At 51.4% G+C, this 20,688-nt stretch carries 21 protein-coding genes, 1 tRNA gene and 1 rRNA gene; 9 read left to right on the top strand and 14 right to left on the bottom strand.

The window, feature by feature from the left end; translation table 11 throughout:
- Positions 1-108 precede the first annotated feature (108 nt).
- Complete coding sequence (locus tag PKY88_05915; protein ID HOQ04729.1) at positions 109-282, top strand: 4Fe-4S binding protein; 174 nt, start codon at positions 109-111, stop codon at positions 280-282.
- Between the two features lie 15 nt (positions 283-297).
- A tRNA-Glu gene (locus PKY88_05910) sits at positions 298-372 on the top strand.
- A gap of 35 nt (positions 373-407) precedes the next feature.
- Here PKY88_05910 and PKY88_05905 read toward each other — a convergent pair.
- The 8 genes from PKY88_05905 to PKY88_05870 form a co-directional block, all read right to left on the bottom strand.
- Positions 408-1,535 (bottom strand): hypothetical protein, encoded by a 1,128-nt coding sequence (locus tag PKY88_05905; protein HOQ04728.1) that lies wholly within the window; start codon positions 1,533-1,535, stop codon positions 408-410.
- Positions 1,536-2,009, bottom strand: coding sequence for a hypothetical protein (locus PKY88_05900; GenBank protein HOQ04727.1), 474 nt, complete (start codon positions 2,007-2,009; stop codon positions 1,536-1,538).
- An 86-nt stretch (positions 2,010-2,095) separates the two neighbouring features.
- Positions 2,096-2,269: a hypothetical protein gene (locus PKY88_05895; protein HOQ04726.1), complete on the bottom strand. Its 174-nt coding sequence runs from the start codon at positions 2,267-2,269 to the stop codon at positions 2,096-2,098.
- Between the two features lie 112 nt (positions 2,270-2,381).
- Complete coding sequence (locus tag PKY88_05890; GenBank protein HOQ04725.1) at positions 2,382-2,534, bottom strand: hypothetical protein; 153 nt, start codon at positions 2,532-2,534, stop codon at positions 2,382-2,384.
- Positions 2,535-2,651: 117 nt separating this feature from the next.
- Complete coding sequence (locus tag PKY88_05885) at positions 2,652-2,858, bottom strand: flavodoxin family protein (protein ID HOQ04724.1); 207 nt, start codon at positions 2,856-2,858, stop codon at positions 2,652-2,654.
- Between the two features lie 14 nt (positions 2,859-2,872).
- Positions 2,873-3,679 (bottom strand): hypothetical protein, encoded by an 807-nt coding sequence (locus tag PKY88_05880; protein ID HOQ04723.1) that lies wholly within the window; start codon positions 3,677-3,679, stop codon positions 2,873-2,875.
- Between the two features lie 17 nt (positions 3,680-3,696).
- Entirely contained in the window at positions 3,697-4,287 is a 591-nt protein-coding gene (locus tag PKY88_05875; protein HOQ04722.1) for an HAD family hydrolase, read from the bottom strand.
- 2 nt (positions 4,288-4,289) lie between these two features.
- Positions 4,290-5,165, bottom strand: a complete 876-nt coding sequence (locus PKY88_05870) for a LysR family transcriptional regulator (GenBank protein ID HOQ04721.1) — start codon at positions 5,163-5,165, stop codon at positions 4,290-4,292.
- Positions 5,166-5,356: 191 nt separating this feature from the next.
- Between PKY88_05870 and gdhA the strand changes: the two genes are divergently transcribed.
- On the top strand, positions 5,357-6,709 hold the full coding sequence (gdhA, locus tag PKY88_05865) for an NADP-specific glutamate dehydrogenase (GenBank protein ID HOQ04720.1): 1,353 nt from the start codon (positions 5,357-5,359) through the stop codon (positions 6,707-6,709).
- Between the two features lie 103 nt (positions 6,710-6,812).
- Positions 6,813-7,547 carry a uracil-DNA glycosylase gene (locus tag PKY88_05860; protein ID HOQ04719.1) on the top strand — a complete coding sequence of 245 codons (735 nt, stop codon included), beginning with the start codon at positions 6,813-6,815 and terminating at the stop codon, positions 7,545-7,547.
- Positions 7,548-7,551: 4 nt separating this feature from the next.
- Here PKY88_05860 and PKY88_05855 read toward each other — a convergent pair whose 3' ends face one another.
- The 3 genes from PKY88_05855 to purF are packed head-to-tail and all read right to left on the bottom strand — an operon-like array spanning position 7,552 to position 11,105.
- Complete coding sequence (locus PKY88_05855; protein ID HOQ04718.1) at positions 7,552-8,583, bottom strand: hypothetical protein; 1,032 nt, start codon at positions 8,581-8,583, stop codon at positions 7,552-7,554.
- An 11-nt stretch (positions 8,584-8,594) separates the two neighbouring features.
- Positions 8,595-9,668 carry a phosphoribosylformylglycinamidine cyclo-ligase gene (purM, locus tag PKY88_05850; GenBank protein ID HOQ04717.1) on the bottom strand — a complete coding sequence of 358 codons (1,074 nt, stop codon included), beginning with the start codon at positions 9,666-9,668 and terminating at the stop codon, positions 8,595-8,597.
- Entirely contained in the window at positions 9,669-11,105 is a 1,437-nt protein-coding gene (gene purF, locus PKY88_05845; protein HOQ04716.1) for an amidophosphoribosyltransferase, read from the bottom strand.
- A 184-nt stretch (positions 11,106-11,289) separates the two neighbouring features.
- Between purF and PKY88_05840 the strand changes: the two genes are divergently transcribed.
- Together PKY88_05840 and PKY88_05835 are read left to right on the top strand one after the other, a co-directional pair.
- The gene (locus tag PKY88_05840; protein HOQ04715.1) at positions 11,290-12,417 is read left to right on the top strand and encodes a DegT/DnrJ/EryC1/StrS family aminotransferase; all 1,128 of its coding nucleotides are present in this window, start codon (positions 11,290-11,292) and stop codon (positions 12,415-12,417) included.
- A gap of 232 nt (positions 12,418-12,649) precedes the next feature.
- Complete coding sequence (locus PKY88_05835) at positions 12,650-12,928, top strand: hypothetical protein (protein HOQ04714.1); 279 nt, start codon at positions 12,650-12,652, stop codon at positions 12,926-12,928.
- Between the two features lie 160 nt (positions 12,929-13,088).
- Here PKY88_05835 and PKY88_05830 read toward each other — a convergent pair whose 3' ends face one another.
- Positions 13,089-14,321, bottom strand: coding sequence for an aspartate kinase (locus tag PKY88_05830; protein HOQ04713.1), 1,233 nt, complete (start codon positions 14,319-14,321; stop codon positions 13,089-13,091).
- A gap of 56 nt (positions 14,322-14,377) precedes the next feature.
- On the opposite strand from PKY88_05830, the gene PKY88_05825 reads away from it, so the two are divergent.
- Positions 14,378-15,598, top strand: a complete 1,221-nt coding sequence (locus PKY88_05825) for a Sua5/YciO/YrdC/YwlC family protein (protein HOQ04712.1) — start codon at positions 14,378-14,380, stop codon at positions 15,596-15,598.
- The gene (gene rpiB / locus PKY88_05820; GenBank protein HOQ04711.1) at positions 15,595-16,059 is read left to right on the top strand and encodes a ribose 5-phosphate isomerase B; all 465 of its coding nucleotides are present in this window, start codon (positions 15,595-15,597) and stop codon (positions 16,057-16,059) included. Before PKY88_05825 ends, rpiB begins: the two co-directional genes overlap by 4 nt.
- Positions 16,060-16,116: 57 nt before the next feature.
- Here the strand turns inward: rpiB and PKY88_05815 are convergent, their stop codons facing one another.
- Entirely contained in the window at positions 16,117-18,033 is a 1,917-nt protein-coding gene (locus PKY88_05815; protein ID HOQ04710.1) for a TonB-dependent receptor, read from the bottom strand.
- Positions 18,034-18,406: 373 nt separating this feature from the next.
- Positions 18,407-19,231, bottom strand: coding sequence for an ATP-dependent sacrificial sulfur transferase LarE (gene larE, locus PKY88_05810; protein ID HOQ04709.1), 825 nt, complete (start codon positions 19,229-19,231; stop codon positions 18,407-18,409).
- A gap of 503 nt (positions 19,232-19,734) precedes the next feature.
- On the opposite strand from larE, the gene PKY88_05805 reads away from it, so the two are divergent.
- Positions 19,735-20,688: ribosomal RNA gene (locus PKY88_05805) — 16S ribosomal RNA — on the top strand; the annotation flags it as partial.

The following is a 20,688-nucleotide window of genomic DNA, read 5'->3' as shown; positions in this document are numbered from 1 at the left end:
TTTTGGTTGAAAAAACAGAAAAAAATCTTGAGTCTGATACATTTTTTATGTACTCTTTTGCACCTGCGAAAGCTGTAGCGAAACCGGATATGTGGAAAGGAGAATACAATGCCGGCAAAAGTTGATAAAGAAGTGTGTACCGGGTGCGGGACGTGTGTAGATGCCTGCCCGAGCGAAGCGATTGAGATGATTGAAGGCAAGGCCGTTGTGGATCCGGAAAAGTGCGTAGACTGCGGCTTGTGTGTGAGTGAATGCCCTGTCGAGGCCATTAGTATGCAATAAAGAAAATAATGATGCGGCCCCATCGTCTAGGCAGGCCTAGGACACCGGGTTTTCAACCCGGCAACAGGGGTTCGAATCCCCTTGGGGCTAAATCAATAACGGACGCCTGAAAAAGGCGTCCTTTTTTATTGGTTTTCGGTAGGGGTTTTCTCGAAGGATTCAGTAATTTGGGTTCTGAGCTGCTCCGGTTTGAGCGGTTCGTTCAGATTCAGCCAAAGTCCGGGCGGACGAGTTTTGTAAAGAAATAGGGACAGCAGGGAAAGGTGTTCGGATGGATTGGAGGGTTCCAGGAAACACCGGCCGGGCGGGGTCTGTACAGCTTCGAGTAATTTTTCAGCAGAATTGAGTGTAAAGGGAGGCAGTTTTTCTGCGGTTTGACCGGTAATCAGGAACGGCTGGTAGAGAGGAACCGATTGTTTATTGAGGCGAAGGCGACGATTCTCCGCAATATGCAGGATTTTTAACGTGTTGAGATTTGTGGTCCAGCGGTAGGGGGTGGTTTGGAGTTTTTCGAGTGATTCAATCTGCTTTTTGATAACCTGGGCTTGCTCAAATTGTAATTGAGCGGCCAGCACCTTCATCCGTTCTGTTAATTCCGTCGTCAAAGAAAGTGGGGAAGATTGAGCAGCACGGAGGGCTTGTTTGAGTCGTTCCGGATAGGGCATGTCCTGCTCTTTTTTCACACAGTCGGCCGGACAGAGGTTCATTTGGAAATAGGTGCATTTGGAGCCGCCTCCTCCTAAAGCCAGGGCGCGGTTTCGGCACAGACAGAAAACATCATTCCACGCGCGTGCAAAGAAATCAGCTGCCTGGCGGGTTGGAAAGGGGCCCCAGTAATGGGCGGTGCCGTCTTTGAATGGCTGCGAAGAGACCATGAAAGCCGCCCATTGCTCCCGGGGGCTGAGGCGGACACAATGAGCCGGCGGCAAGGACAACATCTCTCGTTCCTTCTGGGGGAAGAGAAGATGAGTCAGACGATTATAGAACCAATGGCTGTGATATTCGCAAGCAAGAAGGGTGTAGAAGACCGCCGATGCTGCCGTGCGAAGAGAGGTCTTGCGGGAGGTTTCGTCGAGAGGTTCAGCCCATTTGGAAAGCACGGTGCGTCGGATGCTTGCTGTGAAAAGGAGCTGGATGGGCTGATGGTTTGAGTCTGTAAAAAGAAGAACACCCCGTTCATTGGGCAAGGAACGGGGTGTTTCATTGGTCAGGATTTGCTTATATTCGAAGAGGTTTTCAAAACGATTGTCCACCTATACTCTCATCCCGCTGATGACCGTATCAAAAACCATTTTATCGTTTACCACACCCTGAACAATCCCCTCAAACTGGCGGCTTCGGACTCGTGTAATATGGCCGAGCAGATACAGTCGGCTGCCCGGAACAACGGTTTCTCGGAATTTGGTCTGTTCGATTCCGGAAAAGCCGATAAAGCCCTCCAGTCCGTAGATTTTTTTCATAAAGAAACTGCAAAGCTGAGCAGCGGCTTCAACCATAATGACCCCCGGCATAATCGGGCGGCCGGGAATATGTCCCCGGACCCAGAATTCGTTCGGGGTGACATCCTTGTATCCGAGAGCCATCATTTTGGACAAATCATACCATACAATTGCATCCAGTTGGGCCATTTCATAGGATTGAGGATTTACCTGTGCAATGGCGGCACGGTCGAATTCAATGTGATTTAAGTCCAGTTCTTTGTATGGAAACAGAAACTGCGGAGGCATAATTTCCCTTTTCCCTTTTTCAGGAAACTCAAACTGTCCATACCCGCCTGCTGGGGGGTTGAGAAATTAAACGGAGCGATTTTCAGCTATTCTTCCACACGAAGTTCGAGGATTTTATTTCGAACACTCTGGGCGGCCTGCTTGATTGCCTGCATTTGTTTACGGACCCTTGTTCCAGCCGCTTTGTTTCCCCCTTCGGCTTTGTTAATATCGGCTTCGATTTCAGCCACCAGAGCTTTCAGTGTTTCGTATTCCTGCATTAATGAACCTCCTAAGAAGACAGTTAATATCCTTTTTATTTCAAAACCAAAGTCTATCAATCGAGCCTTTGGCTGTCAAAGTTTTTTGCGAAAAAAAGGGGTTTTCTCCGGGTTAGCCGAATAACCGTTTTGTAAGAGCGGCAATCCGCTGTCCCCTTCTTGTGCACTGTTCGAGTACTCTGTTGTCGGGTTTTCCAATGGAAACGGGTCCATAATGGTCGCCCTGCGGGTCGCCCTGAATAATCATTCCGTGAATGAGCATCATGTTGTTGATTTCACAGATCGTTGTCTCGTTTCCGCCGCCGATGTTGGCCGAGCTGCTGAAGGCCCCGCCGACCTTGCCGTCCAGTTTTCCATGTTTGCTGACGGTTTCATCAAACAGCTAGGCGATGGGGGCGGCGGCCCGGCCGTAGTACGTCGGTGAGCCGACTACAATTGCATCGACTTTCAGAAGGTCATCCGGTTTTACTTCGCTCACGCTTTTACAGGCGGTTGGAACGCCTGCAGCGGTCATGGCATCCGCAATGGTTTTTGCCATGATTTTGGTATTGCCGCTACGCGAGTAATAAATTACCAATCCAGTGGCCATACAGATCTCCTTTGCTAATTTGACTTTTGCTCTAACGGATGGGTATTTTGACGGAAGTTGGGCGGGGTTTCAATCTGAAAAACGGTGTCTGCAATGGTTTCGTTAATGCGGAGATTGTTCCACTTTAAATCGTAGAAATCACCCTGGACCGACACGGCGGTCAATCGGATGGGAAGCCAGTTTTGTCGGTCAATCCAGACCTCCATTTGGGTGTAGTCTTTCTTGTAGCGGGAGGTGTTTCGGACTTTCAGCGCTAAATGCTGCGGTTGATTCGGGTCTTCCGGTGCCGGAGATGCTGTGATTTCGAATTCATTTTCAAGGTCCCTGGGGTCTGTGAAGCCAACCATAGGGAAATTGTGGCTGATGAATTCGAAGACACCGACCGGTTTGTCGGCCGGGGCCTTTTGGTAGCGGTCGATGGTTTCGAGAGCCCAGTCAATTTTGGTCAGCCAGACGCCGTCAAACAAATAATGTTCGGGACGGGGCTGTGGGGGTTCTTCATCCTGCTGAAGGGTGTCAAAAGACAGTCTCAGACGGGAACGGGAACCGCCGGTTCCTTTGGTGTAAAACAAGGTTCCTCGCCGGAGAGTTTTGGCGTCGAGCAGTTCCGGGTCCTGAACGAACAGGTAAGTTAAGTCCGCCCGAAGGGTTTGGATGGTTTGGGCGGTTTGATGCATTTGGCTGAGGATTTTCTCAACAGCACCGCAAGATGAATTGTTCGGGTCTGCGGAGGAGGGACAATCAGTTCCTGCGGCGGCAAGAACCGTCCCAATCGGCAGGAGAATTCCGAATATCCATAGCTGAAAGCACAGGTTTTTCATGAAAGGGTTCCTTTGAGTTATCCGGAGAGATTGTCTATGATGAGCCGGATTTCGTCAAGGGAATGAATGACAAAATCCGCCCAAGGAACAAATTCATCGGCTCGGGGGTGGCTTTTGAAGAGGACAGCGACGGCGCCGGCGTTTTCGGCGGCTTGAAGGTCGTGAAGAAAATCCCCGACGACGAGAGTCTTGGAAGGGAGAGTCTGGAATAGACGGCACAAAGCCAGAACCCCGAAGGGGTCCGGTTTCGGCGGTCCGTCTTCACGGGTGATCATTCCATCGACGGTTATCCGGTGTTTGGTGAGGACGGTTTGGGTGCACTGTCGGGAATTGCGGGTCAAAATACCTGTTTTGATATTTTTTTGCCGAAGATAGTCCAGCAGGGATTTGGCGGACGGCTGAAGTGTGGAATGCAGGGCGGCATATTCTTCGTGTCGGCAGAGGATTTCCCATGCCTGCCGACGCCGGTTTTCCGGCAGATTTTCAATGGCTGCGAGAATAGAAGGGCAGTCCGGCGGAAGGCCGATTTGGCGTCGAATCAAATCAAAATCCAGCAGCGGCACTGTGAGCGTGCCGTCTAAATCAAACAGAACCGACTGCACAGACATACTTATTCTTTTCGAAGCAGTTCGATGAGGTATTGGGCGGCCTTGGAACGGCTTTTGTCTTTGCGAACGATAATCCCTGTCGGTCGGAAGAAGGGTTCATTGGAGAATTCGAGGGCTCGCAGCGTCCCGTTGGCCAATTCACTGCGAAGAGTCGGAGCGGGCAGGATGCTGATACCCGCGTTGATTTCCACCGCTCGTTTAATCGTTTCGATATTGTCGAATTCCATAATGCAGCGGACGGTGATATGATAGCGGTTCAGGATGTCGTCGATAAAACGGCGGGTAGGAACGCCTTCGGAAAAGGCGATAAACTTTTCGCCCTGGATTTCATGGATGTCCACTGTTTTTCGGTTTGCCAATGGGTGGGAAGGGGCGCAAGCCAGCACGAGAGGTTCGTTTTCGAAAGGAAAGATTTCGAGATTGCGGTCTCGACGGGGAATGGCAACGACCCCGATGTCAATCACTCCGCGAAGGAGTTTTTCGTAGATATCCTTGGCACTGTTGTACTCTACGGCCAGATTTACATCCGGATAGACAGACATAAATTTCTGAATATAGGGCTGGAGGGTGTGCATTCCGATGCTGAAAATGGCCGCCAAGTGGATTTTGCATGTGGACTGCTTGAGGGCGGCCAATTCGCTGTTGAGCCGATCGTAGCGTTCAAGGATGTCTTTGCAGGCCTGGTAGAAGATTTGTCCGGCAGCGGTTAATTCAATCGGCCTTTTTTTACGGTTAATCAGTTGGACTTTGTGGTCCATTTCCAGCTGGGCCAGCTGCTGAGAAACGGCGGATTGGCTGATGCCGTGTACCTCAGCGGTCCGCGAGAAATTCTTCATTTCTACCAAGTCACAAAAGATTTTGGCCGTCTCAATGTTCATTGGATGTATCAATCCTGCTTATTATAGGTATTCAAAAAGTTTATTTGTTATTTGGTTTTATTAATATTACTATAAGGCAACTTTATTTTATGTAAAGCATATTTTCAGGTTTTTTTGAAAAACATTCCTGGACGGGTCCAGGAAGAAGATAGAATGAAATGAAATCAAACACTTTTTTAAGGAATTAGGACATGTCAAAAGTAAAATCTTACATCCAATCGGTTCTGGACATTGTCAAGAGCCGAAACCCCGGAGAGAAGGAATTTTTCCAGGCAGTTCAGGAAGTGCTGGAGTCTTTGGAGCCGGTGCTGGAGCGGCATCCGAAGTATCAGGACCAGAAGATTCTTGAGCGGATTACGGAGCCGGAGCGGGTGATTATGTTCCGTGTGCCGTGGCTGGATGATAAGGGGCAGATTCAGATCAATCGCGGTTTTCGCGTTCAGATGAACAGTGCGATTGGACCCTACAAGGGCGGTCTGCGGTTTCATCCGAGCGTGAATGTGGGGATTTTGAAGTTTCTGGCGTTTGAACAGGTATTCAAAAACTCTCTGACGACCCTGCCGATGGGCGGCGGCAAAGGCGGTTCGGACTTTGACCCGAAGGGCAAATCGGACAACGAAGTGATGCGGTTCTGTCAGTCGTTTATGACGGAGCTGTGCAAGCACATTGGAGCCAACACGGATGTGCCGGCCGGCGATATTGGTGTGGGCGGACGGGAAATCGGCTATCTGTTCGGCCAGTACAAGCGGATTATCAATGAGTTTACCGGGGTTCTGACAGGCAAGGCGGTCAAGTGGGGCGGCTCTCTGATTCGGCCGGAGGCGACCGGCTACGGCTGTGTGTTCTTTGCGCAGAATATGCTGGCCACCCGCGGCGACAGCATCAAAGGCAAAATCTGCACGGTGTCCGGTTCCGGAAACGTAGCGCAATATACCGTGGAAAAAATCAATCAGCTCGGCGGCAAGTGTGTGACCCTGTCCGATTCGTCCGGAACGATTTATGACCCGTCGGGAATTGATGCTGAAAAACTGGCTTGGGTGATGGAACTCAAGAATGTCCGCCGCGGGCGGATTCGGGAGTATGCCGATAAGTTCAAGGGCTCCCAGTATCTGGACGGCAAGCGTCCGTGGGGAATCAAGTGCGATTGTGCATTCCCGTCTGCGACCCAGAATGAAATTTCTGAAGAAGATGCCAAGACGCTGGTCAAGAACGGCTGCAAACTGGTCAGTGAAGGCGCTAATATGCCGACCGAACCGGGCGGAGTTGAAGTCTTCCTGCAGAGCAAGATTCTGTACGGACCGGGCAAGGCGGCCAATGCGGGCGGCGTTGCGGTTTCGGGTCTGGAAATGGCCCAGAACGCCCAGCACACCAACTGGACCCGCGAGGAAGTTGAGCGGCGTCTGAAAGAGATTATGGATGCCATTCATACTCAGGTGAAGACAACGGCGGAAGAGTATGGAATGCCGGGCAACTACGTAGTCGGTGCCAATATCGCCGGCTTCGTGAAGGTGGCGGATGCGATGATTGATCAGGGTCTTGTATAAGTATCCTGAAAACAGCATCTTATGAGTACTTGAAAGGGTCCGTCTGAAAAGGGCGGGCCCTTTTTTATTGGAAGATTTCGGCTGATTTTATATATTGTCCGACATGACTGAACCACGAGATTTATCCAGGCTGCTGCGGCAGCACAGAGAGCTGGAGTCTTTCTTTGCAGGTGATTTTACCCTGCGCAGCCGTCCGGTTTCGGCGGATGCCTGCGAGGCGAAAGACTCCCGGCGGCTTTTGGAGGCAATTGCCGAAGAGGTTCGGGCCTGCCGCAAGTGTCAAATTGGGAGTACACGGCTGAACGCAGTGCCCGGGGAGGGCAATCCGAAGGCGAGGCTGGTTTTTGTGGGAGAAGCACCGGGGGCTGACGAAGACCAGCAGGGCCGGCCTTTTGTCGGGAGAGCCGGGCAGCTGCTGACCCGGATGATTGCCGCTATCGGACTTCGCCGTGAGGATGTGTTTATCTGCAACACGCTCAAGTGCCGTCCGCCGGAAAACCGCGACCCGCGGCCTGACGAAATCTGGAATTGCCTTCCTTATCTGAAGCGGCAGCTGGCGATTCTGCGGCCGGAAGTGATTGTGGCGCTGGGTTCGCATGCCGCCCGCACGCTGCTGGAGACCGATACGGCCATCGGCAAACTGCGAGGACATTTTCACGAATACCGATTTTCTGATGCAGACCGTCCGGCAAAAGTAATGCCGACGTATCATCCGGCGTACCTGCTTCGAAACTATTCCTACGAAAATCGCCAGCGGGTGTGGGAGGATTTGCAGAAGGTGGCGGATGCGCTCGGACTGCAGCTGCCGCAGGGCGGCAGGCAGGCGGGGCCGTCTTGATTTTTTACAAAGAAGAAAGAAGTGTTCGGCTGGTGTAAATCAGGTCCGCAGCGAGGGCTGCTCCGAGCAGGAGCCATCGAAGAGAATGCAGGCGAATTTGTTTGGTGCAGAGTATGTACACAGCGCCTGTGCTTACGAAAGAAAGCCCATACATCATGGCAGGGGCCCAATATTCTTGTCCTTCCGGTCGAATGAGGGCAGAAAAGAGACAGAAGACGGCCAGGGAAGCGGCCAACAGCAAACAAGCCAGAATCCATTTTCGGTCGGCGGGACCGGCCACCGCCATCGCTTGAGCTCCCAGTCCGGCCAGAATAGACAAAAACAGCATCGGCAGAGCTATCCAAATAATGGGGGGAACATTCAGAATCGGCTGAGAAAAAGCCAAGACGAGCCCCAGCAGCGGCGGCAGCAGGACAAGGACTCGCAGCAGGAAGGAGTATACAAACAATCCCATTACAGCCAGAATGAAGGTGTTGGCATAGAAACCGATGATGATTTTGCCTGCGTGAGTGGTGGAAGGAAATTCGAGGATGGAGAAAATATCTTTTTTGCTGAGCTGCTGTGTAGCGGGCATCAGATTATAAGGGCCCAGCCAGGGTTGGGAAATCAGCCAGTAAAAAAGGAACAGAAAGATGAAGGGAATTGCCAAAAGAGGAAGGCGTCGCAGGGAGACGGCCCAGGAGGGTTTGGCATAACGGTTCCAGAAGGCAGCTGGGCAGAAAAGCCAGGGTAAAACAGCTACACTGAAGCCGGCTAAGGGATGATAAAGCCGGAAACTCAGCAGGAACGGGCCGAAACCGTAGGCCGTTCCGGCCAGGGCGGACGCCCAAAACGAAACGAGCCATCGCCGGCTCAGGGTGAAGCATCCCAATGCTCCGATGAAACTGTTGGCCAACAAAAGGGATTTCCAGAGATTCCAGCGAGTCGGAAGAGGCCAAAAGAGAAATGCAGACAGTGCCAGGAAAAAAACTCCCGCCGGCAGGCCGGGATACAAAAACTGCAGAAGAAGGCCTGCTTGCCTCTTTTCGGGACACATTTTTGTTTTTCCTACTTGAGGACGACTTTTCCTGTTCCGGGTGTGATCATCCCTATTTTATAGACTTCTTCACCGGCTTTTTCCAGCTTGGTTTTCACCGCATCTGCAAAATCCGGAGCAACAATCAGGACATACCCGATTCCCATATTAAAGACCCGGTACATTTCCTGCTCCTCGACAGGGCCTCGTTTCTGGAGGAAGTGGAAAATAGGAGGAATCGGCCAGGATTTCTTTTTCAGGACGGCATTGCAGCCGGGGGGAAGGACTCGCGGGATATTTCCGACCAGTCCGCCGCCGGTGATATGGGCCATTCCGTGAATGACCTTTTTGGTCTTGTAGGAGGACAGGACGGAGATGACGGAACGGACGTAAATCCGTGTGGGAGTCAGGAGGATTTGGCCTAACGGGGCGCCGTCTAATTCGTCCAGCCGGTCTTCGAGCCGGAGTTTTTCCTGCTTAAAGCAGATATGGCGGACGAGGGTGTAGCCGTTGCTGTGCAGACCGGTGGAGGCCAGACCGAGAACCACATCGCCCGGGGCAACATTTCGGCCGGTGATGATGCGGTTTCGTTCCACGACGCCGACGGCAAAACCGGCCATATCGCATTCGTCTTCCGCATATAAGTCGGGCATTTCTGCGGTTTCTCCGCCGATGAGAGCACAGTCGGCCATCCGACAGCCGGCGGCGATTCCTTCGACCATCTCGGCAATCTGTTCCGGGATAAGTTTATGAACGGCCAGATAATCGAGGAAAAACAGGGGTTCGGCTCCCTGGACAAGCATATCATTGACATTCATCGCCACCAGGTCGATTCCGATGGAATCCATCCGGTTCATCTGCCGGGCAATGAGGATTTTGGTTCCTACACCGTCGGTACAGGCAACCAGGACCGGGTTTTTGTAGTTTTTCTTGAACAGTTTTTCATCGTAGTCGAGCCGAACGAGTCCTGCAAAGCCGTTTTCGAGCGGGATAACACGCGGGCCGAAGGTGGAGGCCAGAGAACGGCTGATTCTTCGGACCATTTCGTCGTTGGCATCAATGCTGACACCGGCCTCCTGGTAAGTGATTTTTTTGGGTGGATTCATTTAGAGTTCCGTCTCATCAAACAGTTGCATTTGGTGACGTTCCAGAGAAAACTTGTTAACTTGTGTGCTGACGGGGATGCGGTACTGCCCGCTCCAGCAGGCCGTGCAGTAATGGTCCGCGGGAAGAGAAACGCTGCTCAGCAGCCCTTCGAGAGACAAATATTCCACGCTGTCCGCTTCGAGCGCACGGCTGATTTCAGAGAGGGGGACCTGGTTGGCCAGCAGTTCTTCTCGTGTTGGGAAATCCACACCGTAAAAGCAGGGGAACCGAACCGGCGGACAGGCCACTCGCAGATGGATTTCTTTGGCGCCGGCCTGCCGAAGCGAACGGATTTTCCCTTTGGTGGTGGTGCCGCGGACAACGGAATCGTCAATCACAATGACCCGTTTGCCGCGCACAGCTTCTTTGACAACCGTCAGCTTGAGTTTTACTTCCAAATCCCGGAGGGCCTGACTGGGCGAGATAAAGGTGCGTCCGACATAGTGGCTGCGGACAAATCCCATATCGAAGGGGATGCCGCTCTCGAGGGAGTAGCCGATGGCGGCGGAGGTCCCGGAGTCCGGAACGGGAATGACGACATCGGCGGAAACGGGGTGTTCCTGGGCCAGTCGCCGCCCGCACCGTTTGCGAACTTCGTGGACATTTTCCCCGAAGACAATGCTGCTTTGCTTGGCGAAGTAGACGTGCTCGAAGATGCAGTGGGCCGGCGTGACGGTTCCGGGGGTGACAAAGAAGCGGCTGTGGATGCCCTCGGCATCGAGGGTGACGATTTCCCCGGGTTCAATTTCACGGATGTAATCGGCTTCGATGGCGTCAAAAGCGCAGGTTTCACTGGCGACACAGTAGGCGCCGTTTTTGGTTTTTCCCAGGCACAGCGGACGAATCCCGTAGGGGTCGCGGGCGGCTTCGATGCGGTCCGGAAAGAGAAACAGCAGCGAATAGGACCCCTGCAGATGATTGAGGACATGTCCGAGCGGGTCCGGTTTGGTGATATGGGATGGTTTGGCCATCAGATGGACGATAATTTCGGTATCGTTGGAGGATTTGAAGATATGACCATAGGCCTCATATTCATCCCGAAGCAGAGAAGCATTAATCAAATTGCCGTTGTGGGCTACGGCTACTTGTCCGCGGGAATATTCGCTGAGGAAGGGTTGGGAGTTCATCGGAGTCGTTGAGCCGGTGGTTGAATAGCGGACATGCCCAATCGCCATTGGATTGTTCAGCCGCTCGAGAATACCTCGTCCGGACCGGAAGACCCGACTGACATGCCCCATTCCTGTATAACAGTGAATAAACTCTCCATTGCTGGAGGCAATCCCTGCGGATTCCTGGCCTCGATGCTGAAGACTGTGTAATCCGAAATACGTTTTTTGAACGGCCTCGGGATCTCCGAAAATACCGAATATCCCGCATTCTTCTTTTATTTGAGTCATAGAACCTCAGATTGGAAGACTGGAGTCAACATCTATGATTCTACCTTACCGAAGAATGGGGTCGGCGTCAACGGCAAATTCGGGAATCGTCTTCAGGAGGGCTTTGGGAAATCAATTGAAAATCAGGAAAGAATCTGTTATAGTATCATTTTCTTTTACTAATTTTAGATAAAGGATATGCAATATGGAGTTTCGGGTTCCTCTTTCGCGTCCAGATGTCAACGAAACGGATATTCAAGCGGTTGTGGATGTTTTACGCAGTCCTTTTTTGTCGCTGGGGCCGAAGGTGCGTGAGTTCGAGGCGTGTTTTGAGCGATATGTCGGGCGTCGGTATGCGGTGGCGGTCAACAGCGGCACCAGCGGTTTATTTTTGGGTATGAAGGCGATGGGATTGGGGCCGGGGGATGAGGTGATTACCACACCGTTTACGTTCATTGCTACAGTGACGACGATTCTGATGACCGGTGCATCGCCGGTCTTTGCCGATATTGACCCGGTCACCCTGAATCTGGATGTAAAGGAGGTTGAAAAGAAGATAACCAAACGAACCAAGGCCGTTGTTCCGGTGGAGGTTTTCGGCAATCCGGCGGGGATGGATAAGATTTGCGAATTGGCAAAATCGTATCGACTCGAAGTTGTTGAGGACTGCTGTGAGGCTCTCGGTTCGGAATTGAACGGCCGGAAGGCAGGCACTTTCGGGCGAGTGGGAGTCTTTGCGTTTTATCCCAATAAGCAGATGACTACTGGGGAAGGGGGAATGATTGTCACGGATGATGAGGAAATCGCCCGATTGTGTATTTCGCTTCGCAATCAGGGTCGAGGAAGCGGAGGCGGCTGGCTGGCTCATGAGCGGCTCGGATACAATTACCGCCTCAGCGATATTAATTGTGCTTTAGGCATCTCTCAGTTCAGACGGATTGAGGAGTTTGTTCGCAAGCGACAACAGGTGGCGGACATGTACCTAAAGCGGCTGGCTGGTGAGAAACGGATTATCCTTCCGCAGGTGCCGAAGGAAGCTCGGATGAGCTGGTTTGTTTTTGTGATTCGGCTGGCGGATTCCTACCGACCTGAGCAGCGCAACGAAGTGCTGAACCGTCTGATGGAGCGGGGAATTCAGGTGAGCAATTATTTTCCGCCGGTGTATTTGCAGCCGTTTCTTGCCAAGGCCCTCGGACACAAGAGCGGGGATTTCCCCGTAACGGATCATGTCAGTGCCCGCACCATAGCCCTGCCGTTTCATAACAATCTGAGCCGGCAGGAGGTCGAGCTGGTCTGTTCAGAATTGCAGGATATTTTGGATACTTTGGGCTGACCGGCGAACTAGATCTTTGTCTGATAAAAAGGACTTTCTTGTGCGGAATCCGCGAGGGGCGGGTTTTTGTAAGTCCTTGTATTTCAATTTGTTAACGCGTCCTAAAACCTTTCTTTTTTCCTTCATTCCGGTTGACCCGTCTGCTTCTATTTTTTAGGTTTTAATAGACGAGGCCGAATGGTAAGGCAAATGGAAAACCGGAAAAGATGTTTTCCGCGGGAGAAAACGCAAGATGGGTCGATTGTTATTTCTCTTGATGGTATTTGGGGCAGGATTTGCTACGGCTTTGTACTTGGTAGCCCCTGTCGATGACAGCCAGGCGATGTGTGAGCAGGCGATGACGGAACGACTGCGGGACAGACAGCAGATGCGAGAGGATTTACTTGCCTTGTCGTGCAAGATACGTCTGGGGATGAATCAACTGATTAGTTTCGCCGAGGAAAAGTCTGCTCAACTGGCTGAATATATGCGGCAGGAAGCGGCCAAAAAACAAGCCGAGAGCGGAATCTAACCCTCTGCCGCAGAACCGAAACAGCGTATTTGCCTGTTTTCGGTATCGTCCGTGTGCCTTGTATGCTGTGCCTGAATGCGAGGCCGATGACCCGTGTCGGCGGTCTTCCTGACCGGAGACCGCCGACACGTTTATTTTGAGGAGTTATTCAAAACCTTGATTATTTCCGCTGATTGGCGGGTCTGTCCAGCTGGAACGCGTCGCACACAGCAATCAGGGCCCTGTCGCCGTCTTCCACATTGACCAGACAGCTGATGCGGATTTCGCTGGTTGTGATGGAGTCGATATTGATTTTCGCATCGGCCAGGGCCTGGAACATCCGGTCGGCTACGCCGTAATGGGACCGCATTCCCACACCGACAATCGAAACCTCCGCGACGTCCTCCCGAACAAAGACATTCTGGCAGTGAACGGACTCTCGGATTTCTTCGATGGCCTGGCGGGCGGCATCCAGGTCAGATTTGTTGACCGTAAAGAGGATGTTGGCCTTTTCGGGGCTCACTTCGGTCTGGATGATGTCATTGACGCTGACGCGTGCCTTGGCCAGATGAGAGAAGATTTTTGCGGCATTGCCGGGTTTGTTGTCGACACCGATCAGACTGATTTTGGCCAGTTCTTTCTGAATGGTTGCACCAGAAACCAATATACCTTCCATTTTCGGGACCTCGTGAGTGATTAATGTTCCGGGGTTATTGTTCATACTGCTTCGGACGTGAATAGTCACGTTGTATTTTTTGCCGAATTCGATGGAACGGCTGTGCATGACACCGGCGCCTAAACTGACCAGTTCGAGCATTTCATCATAGCTGATTTGTTCCATCTTAACGGCTTTGGGGTAGATTCTGGGGTCGGTGGTGTAGATTCCATCGACATCGGTGTAAATTTCGCAAAAACTGGCACCGAGTGCGGCGGCCAAAGCGACGGCGCTGGTATCAGAGCCGCCTCGTCCGAGCGTGGTAATGTTGCCTTCCGCATCGACGCCCTGAAAGCCGGCAACGACAACGATATATCCTTCATCCAGTTTTTTTCGAATCTTTTCCGTGCCGATGCTTTGAATGCGGGCTTTGGTGTGGGTATCATCGGTGAGCATGCTGATTTGGGAGCCGGTAAAGCTGATGGCCTTTTGCCCCATCGCATAGCAGGCCATTGCAAACAGTGAAACCGTTTGCTGTTCGCCGGTGCTCAGCAGCATGTCCATTTCGCGTTTGGGCGGATTGGGATTGATTTCCATCGCATCCGCAATCAGCTCGTCGGTCTGTTTTCCGCGAGCGGAGGCGACTACAACGACCTGATAGCCGTTTTTGTGGGCTTCGATGGCCCGTTTGGCAGCTCGATGGATTTTTTCGGCATTGGCTACAGACGTCCCGCCGAATTTTTGAACCAGAATGGGCATAAGTTTCTTCCTTAAATCAGTTTTACTGACATTGCTGATAATTGGGGAATTACTTTATGCAGGATGTTGAGAAAAGTCAATCCTTTTCGGTTTGCTTTTCTTTTGGGGAAAAATTATATTCTTCAGCCGGAACGGAGGCAATTGGTTCAAGGAAAGGAATGAAAACAGAAGTCGTCAAACTGGATACCCCTTTAGACAGGGAACAGGTCAGAAAAATCGTTCGTGTGATTGAAAAGGGGGGGATTGCGGCTGTCCCTACGGAAACCGTCTATGGCTTGGCTGGTCGTGCTTTGCCGGACACCATAAAGCGCCTGGATGCCTTGAAGGGACGGACCTCAGATAAACGTTATACCCTTCACATCGGCAGAAAAGAAGACTTGACGAAGTATGTTCCCAAAGTACCGCCTCCGATGATGAAGCTTGCCAATCGATTCTGGCCCGGTCCTTTGACAATTGTGTTTGAACTGGACCAGACGAGTCTTCAAACGCCGCAATCTATGTTTTCAAAAGAGATTTATGAAGTCTTGTACTTAGATGGTTCTATAGGAATTCGCTGTCCGGATTCAATTATATGTAGAGAAATTATATCTACTTCGATTCTCCCTATAATGATTCCGAGTGCGAATCCCACTTCTTGCAAACCGGCAATATCTATTCGAGAAGTTTTGGAGTATTATGATGGACAAATAGAGTTGGTTGTAGATTCAGATTCTCTGGAATGTCGATATAAGAAGAGTTCATCGGTTGTGAAATATGGAGCAAATGGGATAGAGATTCTAAGAGAAGGGGTTTTGGCAAGTGAATTGATAACAAAAAATGCCATATTCAAGATATTGTTTGTCTGCACAGGAAATACATGCCGAAGTCCAATGGCTGAATCAATCTGTAAAAAGATTCTTTCGGATAAATTAGGTTGTTCTATTGACTCTCTGGAGCGGTTTGGTTATAAGGTTGAATCGGCCGGAGTCTTTGCTGCAGAAGGTATTAGTGCGAGCAAAGAAGCCGACATTATTTGTCGGGAGTATGGAGCGTCTTTGGAAAACCACAAAAGCCGTCTTTTAACCAAGCAACTGCTTGAGGAAAGCGACGTCATTTTTGCTATGGCTCAGAGTCATTTGGATGACTTGAAAAGGATGGCGACGGCAAAGACTGAGATTTGCCTTTTAGATAAAAATGCTGAAGTTCCGGATCCGGTAGGACAGGATGTGGCTGCTTACAGAAAGTACGCAGAGCAGATTGAGAGGGCCCTGCGGGAAAGGATTAATGAAATCTTATGATTGTTGCTGTGTCGAATGACCATCGTGGGGTACGCTCCGGTGAACAGATTCGGGCAATTGTTGCTCAATTAGGGCATGAATGTCTGGATTTAACCCATAAGGATGATCAGGCGGTGGATTATCCGGATTATGCTTATGAAGCCGCTATGGCAGTGGCGACTGGAAAAGCGCAGCGTGCTATTTTGGTTTGCGGGACCGGCATAGGGATGTGCATTGCCGCCAATAAGGTTAAAGGGATTCGTGCGGCTCTTTGTTATGATGAGTTGGCTGCAAAGGTTTCCCGGCAGCATAACGATGCGAACGTTCTGTGTTTGTCGGGCGATTTGCTCGGGCCGACGATGCTTCGCAAGATGGTTGAAGTCTGGCTGACGACCGATTTTGAGGGGGGGCGTCATCTGAGACGGGTTCGAAAAATTCAGGCCATTGAGGAGGGAAAAGACCCGAGGGAAATAAACGGGTAGATTTTTGGGAAGATGCATTGCAAAGGCCGAATTTGATTCGGCCTTTTTTCTTGGATTTCAGAAGGAAAGCTGAAGACGAGTAAAGAAGGTGCGGCCGGGGGTTTCATGCGCTGTAAAATAGCTGATATCGTGAACCGGCGGCACAGTTTGATTGAAAATATCTGTCACCCCGAGCATCCATTCCCCTTTGCCTTGAAAGATTTGACGGCTGATGGTGATATCCATCCGATTTTTTACTTCTATATCATCCGGCGGGCTGCCGGTGGGGGTCGTTGGAATCAGGTTGTTATACACATAGTTGAGGTTCATCGCCCATTTCTCATCCAGTTTCCAGCGGACACGCAGTCCTGTTTTGTGCTCGGAGGGAAAGAAAGCGCGGATATTCTGGCCGCTGAAATCTGTTCTTAAATGATTGAAGCTGTAAAAGGCGGCGGCTGTGAACGAGTGGTATCGGAAGGTCAGTTCACAGTCCGTTCCCCAGGCGTCAGCCCCGTCTATATTGAAAAAGGCGCTGTTTTGAACGGGGCCGGATTCACTGACTATTTCGCTGCCGATAAGCTTTTCCATTCGCTGATAATAAACATCGGCACGGAACAGAAGGTGTTCGGTCAGCTGTCCACTGTATCCGGCTTCGATGGACGAGACGGATTCGTTTTTGAGCCGTTCGGGAGTCGGAAGGATGTTCACCAGTCCCATCAGTCCGTTCAGCGTGGTTTCCCGCAGCATAATGGAGGGGGCTCGGAAAGCACGGGCGAAACCGGCCCGCAGCATATGACTGTGGGCTTCATCGAGGGCGTATAGGGAAGACAGGCGAACCGATGCATCTGTTCCGCTTTCGCTGTACCGGTCGATTCGCCCCTGCGCTTCGAGGGTCAGCCGGTCGGTCAGTTTGAATTGATCCATCAGGAAAAAGCCCGTCCAGTACTCTTCAAAGCGTCTTTGGCTGAACAGGATTTCCCCGAAGACGGTTTGATTTCGGTTTCTGATTCGCGTCCAGCGAGCGCTGCCGCCCATCGTAATGGTATGCTTTTCGTTGGGGGTCAGGGTTATCTGGCTTTCGAAGTCATTCTCAAAATAGTCATATCGGTCTATCACAAAGGGGGGCTGGTAGGCGGCGTAATTTCCATACCATTGCAGATATCCGCTGACATCTTCATCGACCCCGAAATCGGTGCGGGAAAACAGGCGGAGCATTTCAATGTGAGCGTCTTTTTGCGGAAAACGGCCGCACATTTCCCGGTCGCCCGACTCGTTCGTGGAGGCGGCAGCCCCGAAGGTCCATTTTGTCGAAGGGTCTATCTGATACGAAACAACGGAGTCTGTTTTCCAGATGCGCAGAAAATCGCGTGCGGGATAGGTTTGTACCGGAATCAGCGGGGCCATAGCCGGATAGCCGAGCTGATAGTCTCCGGCGCCGGCTGCATCGGAATCTTGGATTGTTTCGAATCCGGAGGAGATTTTCCAGGTCCATTTGTCTCTGGATTCCGCCCATCGCAGGTGTGTAAAACTGTCTCCGTATTGAGTGACGGTTGTGCTCAGAAGAGTTCCCATCCGACCGGGCTTTTGGGTGATGATGTTGATGACGCCGTTGAAGGCGTTGGCCCCCCAGACGGCTCCGGCCGGTCCCCGCGTGATTTCAATCTGTTCGATGTCTTCGAGGAAAATCGGCAGATTCAGCCAGTTTGGTGCCCCAAAAACCGGATTCATAATGCTCCGGCCGTCAAGCAGGACAAGAGTTCGGTCGGAGAATTCACTGTGCAGGCCGTGGACGCCGACAATCCAGCGCGTACGGTCCAGTCTTGCGACGTCCATACCGGCATAAAACTGCAGGATTTCCGGGATATTGGTCAGGCCGCTGGCGCGGATTTCTTCTGCGGTGATAACCGTAATCGGAACCGGGCTTTCCGTTAATCTTTGTTCGGTTCTGGAAGAAGAAACCACCAGAGAAACATTCATCAGTTCTTCCAGAGACATTTCAAATAATTCTTTATTCAGCGGTGTGTCTGCCTGGACGGTAAAGGCCGGAAAGAAAAAAAGTACTGTAAATAGTACTCCTAAGCGGTAAAAGTTGTCCCCGATATGTTTGGCGAGATGTTCGTACTCATTTAGAGGAAGGTGCGGCGTCCAGTTGTGAAGAACAAGCGAGTTATCTCGAAACGTTTGCATGCATTACGAGTTTTGAAACGGGAAACATCCCTTTTCATTCTATCAGTTGTTTTCTTATGGGCTTATAGGAAAATTTGTCGGCAAATAGGGAAAACTACTTAATTGGGTTGGAAGGGAAAACCGCTGATGACAAAAACCAATAAAAACGTCCGATAATTCAATTTTTGGCAGGGAAGTTTTTTTAGGGATGTTTTTCCCTGCCGAGCATTTCGTTCAGAGAGCCGGAACGGAAGCCCTGCAGATCGAGGGTGATGTATTGAAAGCCCAAGGCTTTGAGTTTTTCGACAATTTTGTTTCGACAGGATTCCTCGGCGAGCATCCGGATTTGATTGGAAGGGATCTCGATTCGAGCCAGACTGCCGTGGTGTCGGACCCGCAGCTCCGAAAGCCCTAAGGAGCGGAGAAAGTCTTCCGCCTGTTCGACCTGGCGAAGTTTCTCCTCGGTGATTTCAATGCCGTAGGCAATGCGTGAAGCCAGGCATGGGGAAGCAGGCAGGTCTGCAGTCGGCAGATTCATCTGGCGGCTGAGGGTTCGGATGTCTTCTTTGGTTAATTGTGCATCCATCAGGGGAGTCAAAATGTTCAGAGCCGCAACGGCTCGCGAGCCCGGCCTGTAGTCGTTTTGGTCGTCCCAATTGCTGCCGCAGGCCAGATGGGAAAACCCTTCCTGTTCGGCGCGGCGGCGAATCGTGAGCATTTGATGGCTTTTGCAGTGAAAACAGCGGTCCGGTTTGTTGGCCGTGTAGTTGGGGTTATTCAATTCCGTCAAGAGGATTTCCAGGAGACGAATTTGCAATTGTTCCGCAATCCGTCGGGCTTGATTCAGCTGCGATTGCGGAAGAGAAGGGCTTACACCGATACATGCCAAGACATTTTGAGGGCCGAGCGTTTGGGCGGCGACGGCCAGAAGGAAGGTGCTGTCCACACCGCCGGAAAAGGCAACGGCAAGTTTCTGCAGGGTCCGAAGCTTTGTTTGAAGGTGTTGATATTTTTCGTTCGGCGTCATCGCAAAGAACCTTTCTGGAAAACAATAAGTAAAGAAAGGCGGTTTTGACAAGAGAAAAAAACTTATTCAGATAACGGATGGGTTATATCCTTTAAATGGGATAAAGTCCTTTCCGGCGAAAGACGAAAAAAATAAAAAATTTTTAAAAAATGCTATTGACGGGAAAACTTTTGGAGTTATATTAACTCATCTCAGATGAACGAGCGGACAAGTAAGTTCTTAATGAGAATTGCTTGGCCGCTTATTGTTTCGGCTTGAAGAAGTTGAAACAAAACTGAGAAGCTCTTTGGAAAGTGAACAGTTGATACCATCCTAAGCAGCGAGACCGCAGGACCTCGGACCCTCACGAATCCGGTTCGAGGCCCTCCAAAATTGGTGTGTTGAAAAACCTTTGCGGGGTCGAAAGACCCTGCGGGAATCAACCGGTTCTCGTTGCGTGAGCGAGTTTTGAGTTGAGTTTAGCTGAAGATAACCGTCTCTTCGGAGACGGGAGTCAGCGATACAAATTGAAGAGTTTGATCCTGGCTCAGAACGAACGCTGGCGGCGTGGCTAAGACATGCAAGTCGAACGGGCCGTTCAATTGGGTAACCGAGAGAGCGGTCAGTGGCGCAAGGGTGAGGAATAGATAGGTAACGTACCCCGAACTTCGGGATAGTGTCGTCTTGAGCAATCAAGACTACCGAAAGGGGCAGTAATACCGAATAATGTCGGCTGTCAGAAGACAGTTGACCAAAGATTTATCGGTTCGGGAGCGGCCTATCTCCTATCAGCTAGTTGGTGAGGTAACGGCTCACCAAGGCGACGACGGGTAGCGGGACTGAGAGGTTGACCCGCCACATCGGGACTGAGACACTGCCCGGACCTCCACGGAGGGCTGCAGTAACGAATCTTGGGCAATGGGCGAAAGCCTGACCCAGCGACGCTGCGTGCAGGAGGAAGCCCCTCGGGGTGTAAACTGCTGTCAGGGGTTAGAAAGCCGAAAGGTTGATCAGCCCCAGAGGAAGTCACGGCTAACTTCGTGCCAGCAGCCGCGGTAAGACGAAGGTGGCAAGCGTTGTTCGAAATCACTGGGCTTAAAGGGTGCGTAGGCGGACCTGCAAGTGTCTTGTGAAATCCCCCGGCTTAACCGGGGAATTGCTCGGCAAACTGCGGGTCTTGAGGCAAGCAGGGGTGCGTGGAACTCTTGGTGGAGCGGTGGAATGCGTAGATATCAAGAGGAACGCCGAAGGTGAAGACAGCGCACTGGGCTTGCCCTGACGCTGAGGCACGAAAGCGTGGGGAGCAAACAGGATTAGATACCCTGGTAGTCCACGCCCTAAACGATGCCTACTAGGTTGTAGGGGTTCTGACGCCCTTACAGTCGAAGCAAAAGTGTTAAGTAGGCCGCCTGGGGAGTACGGTCGCAAGGCTAAAACTCAAAGGAATTGACGGGGGCTCACACAAGCGGTGGAGCATG

This window comes from Anaerohalosphaeraceae bacterium, from assembly GCA_035378985.1.
Lineage (GTDB): Bacteria > Planctomycetota > Phycisphaerae > Sedimentisphaerales > Anaerohalosphaeraceae > JAHDQI01.
The sequence above is the reverse complement of the archived record's forward strand: the minus strand, read 5'-3'. Positions and strand labels throughout refer to the sequence as shown.

Excerpts from the sequence above, each read along its gene's own strand:
- purF (HOQ04716.1), bottom strand. The coding sequence starts at position 11,105 with ATGACTCAAATAAAAGAAGAATGCGGGATATTCGGTATTTTCGGAGAT.
- PKY88_05825 (HOQ04712.1), top strand. The coding sequence starts at position 14,378 with ATGCAGGATGTTGAGAAAAGTCAATCCTTTTCGGTTTGCTTTTCTTTT.
- larE (HOQ04709.1), bottom strand. The coding sequence starts at position 19,231 with ATGACGCCGAACGAAAAATATCAACACCTTCAAACAAAGCTTCGGACC.
- PKY88_05900 (HOQ04727.1), bottom strand. The coding sequence starts at position 2,009 with ATGCCTCCGCAGTTTCTGTTTCCATACAAAGAACTGGACTTAAATCAC.
- PKY88_05885 (HOQ04724.1), bottom strand. The coding sequence starts at position 2,858 with ATGGCCACTGGATTGGTAATTTATTACTCGCGTAGCGGCAATACCAAA.
- PKY88_05855 (HOQ04718.1), bottom strand. The coding sequence starts at position 8,583 with ATGTGTCCCGAAAAGAGGCAAGCAGGCCTTCTTCTGCAGTTTTTGTAT.
- gdhA (HOQ04720.1), top strand. The coding sequence starts at position 5,357 with ATGTCAAAAGTAAAATCTTACATCCAATCGGTTCTGGACATTGTCAAG.
- PKY88_05830 (HOQ04713.1), bottom strand. The coding sequence starts at position 14,321 with ATGCCCATTCTGGTTCAAAAATTCGGCGGGACGTCTGTAGCCAATGCC.
- PKY88_05840 (HOQ04715.1), top strand. The coding sequence starts at position 11,290 with ATGGAGTTTCGGGTTCCTCTTTCGCGTCCAGATGTCAACGAAACGGAT.
- PKY88_05835 (HOQ04714.1), top strand. The coding sequence starts at position 12,650 with ATGGGTCGATTGTTATTTCTCTTGATGGTATTTGGGGCAGGATTTGCT.
- PKY88_05895 (HOQ04726.1), bottom strand. The coding sequence starts at position 2,269 with ATGCAGGAATACGAAACACTGAAAGCTCTGGTGGCTGAAATCGAAGCC.
- PKY88_05870 (HOQ04721.1), bottom strand. The coding sequence starts at position 5,165 with ATGAACATTGAGACGGCCAAAATCTTTTGTGACTTGGTAGAAATGAAG.
- PKY88_05890 (HOQ04725.1), bottom strand. The coding sequence starts at position 2,534 with ATGATGCTCATTCACGGAATGATTATTCAGGGCGACCCGCAGGGCGAC.
- purM (HOQ04717.1), bottom strand. The coding sequence starts at position 9,668 with ATGAATCCACCCAAAAAAATCACTTACCAGGAGGCCGGTGTCAGCATT.
- PKY88_05860 (HOQ04719.1), top strand. The coding sequence starts at position 6,813 with ATGACTGAACCACGAGATTTATCCAGGCTGCTGCGGCAGCACAGAGAG.
- PKY88_05875 (HOQ04722.1), bottom strand. The coding sequence starts at position 4,287 with ATGTCTGTGCAGTCGGTTCTGTTTGATTTAGACGGCACGCTCACAGTG.
- rpiB (HOQ04711.1), top strand. The coding sequence starts at position 15,595 with ATGATTGTTGCTGTGTCGAATGACCATCGTGGGGTACGCTCCGGTGAA.
- PKY88_05915 (HOQ04729.1), top strand. The coding sequence starts at position 109 with ATGCCGGCAAAAGTTGATAAAGAAGTGTGTACCGGGTGCGGGACGTGT.
- PKY88_05880 (HOQ04723.1), bottom strand. The coding sequence starts at position 3,679 with ATGAAAAACCTGTGCTTTCAGCTATGGATATTCGGAATTCTCCTGCCG.
- PKY88_05815 (HOQ04710.1), bottom strand. The coding sequence starts at position 18,033 with ATGTCTCTGGAAGAACTGATGAATGTTTCTCTGGTGGTTTCTTCTTCC.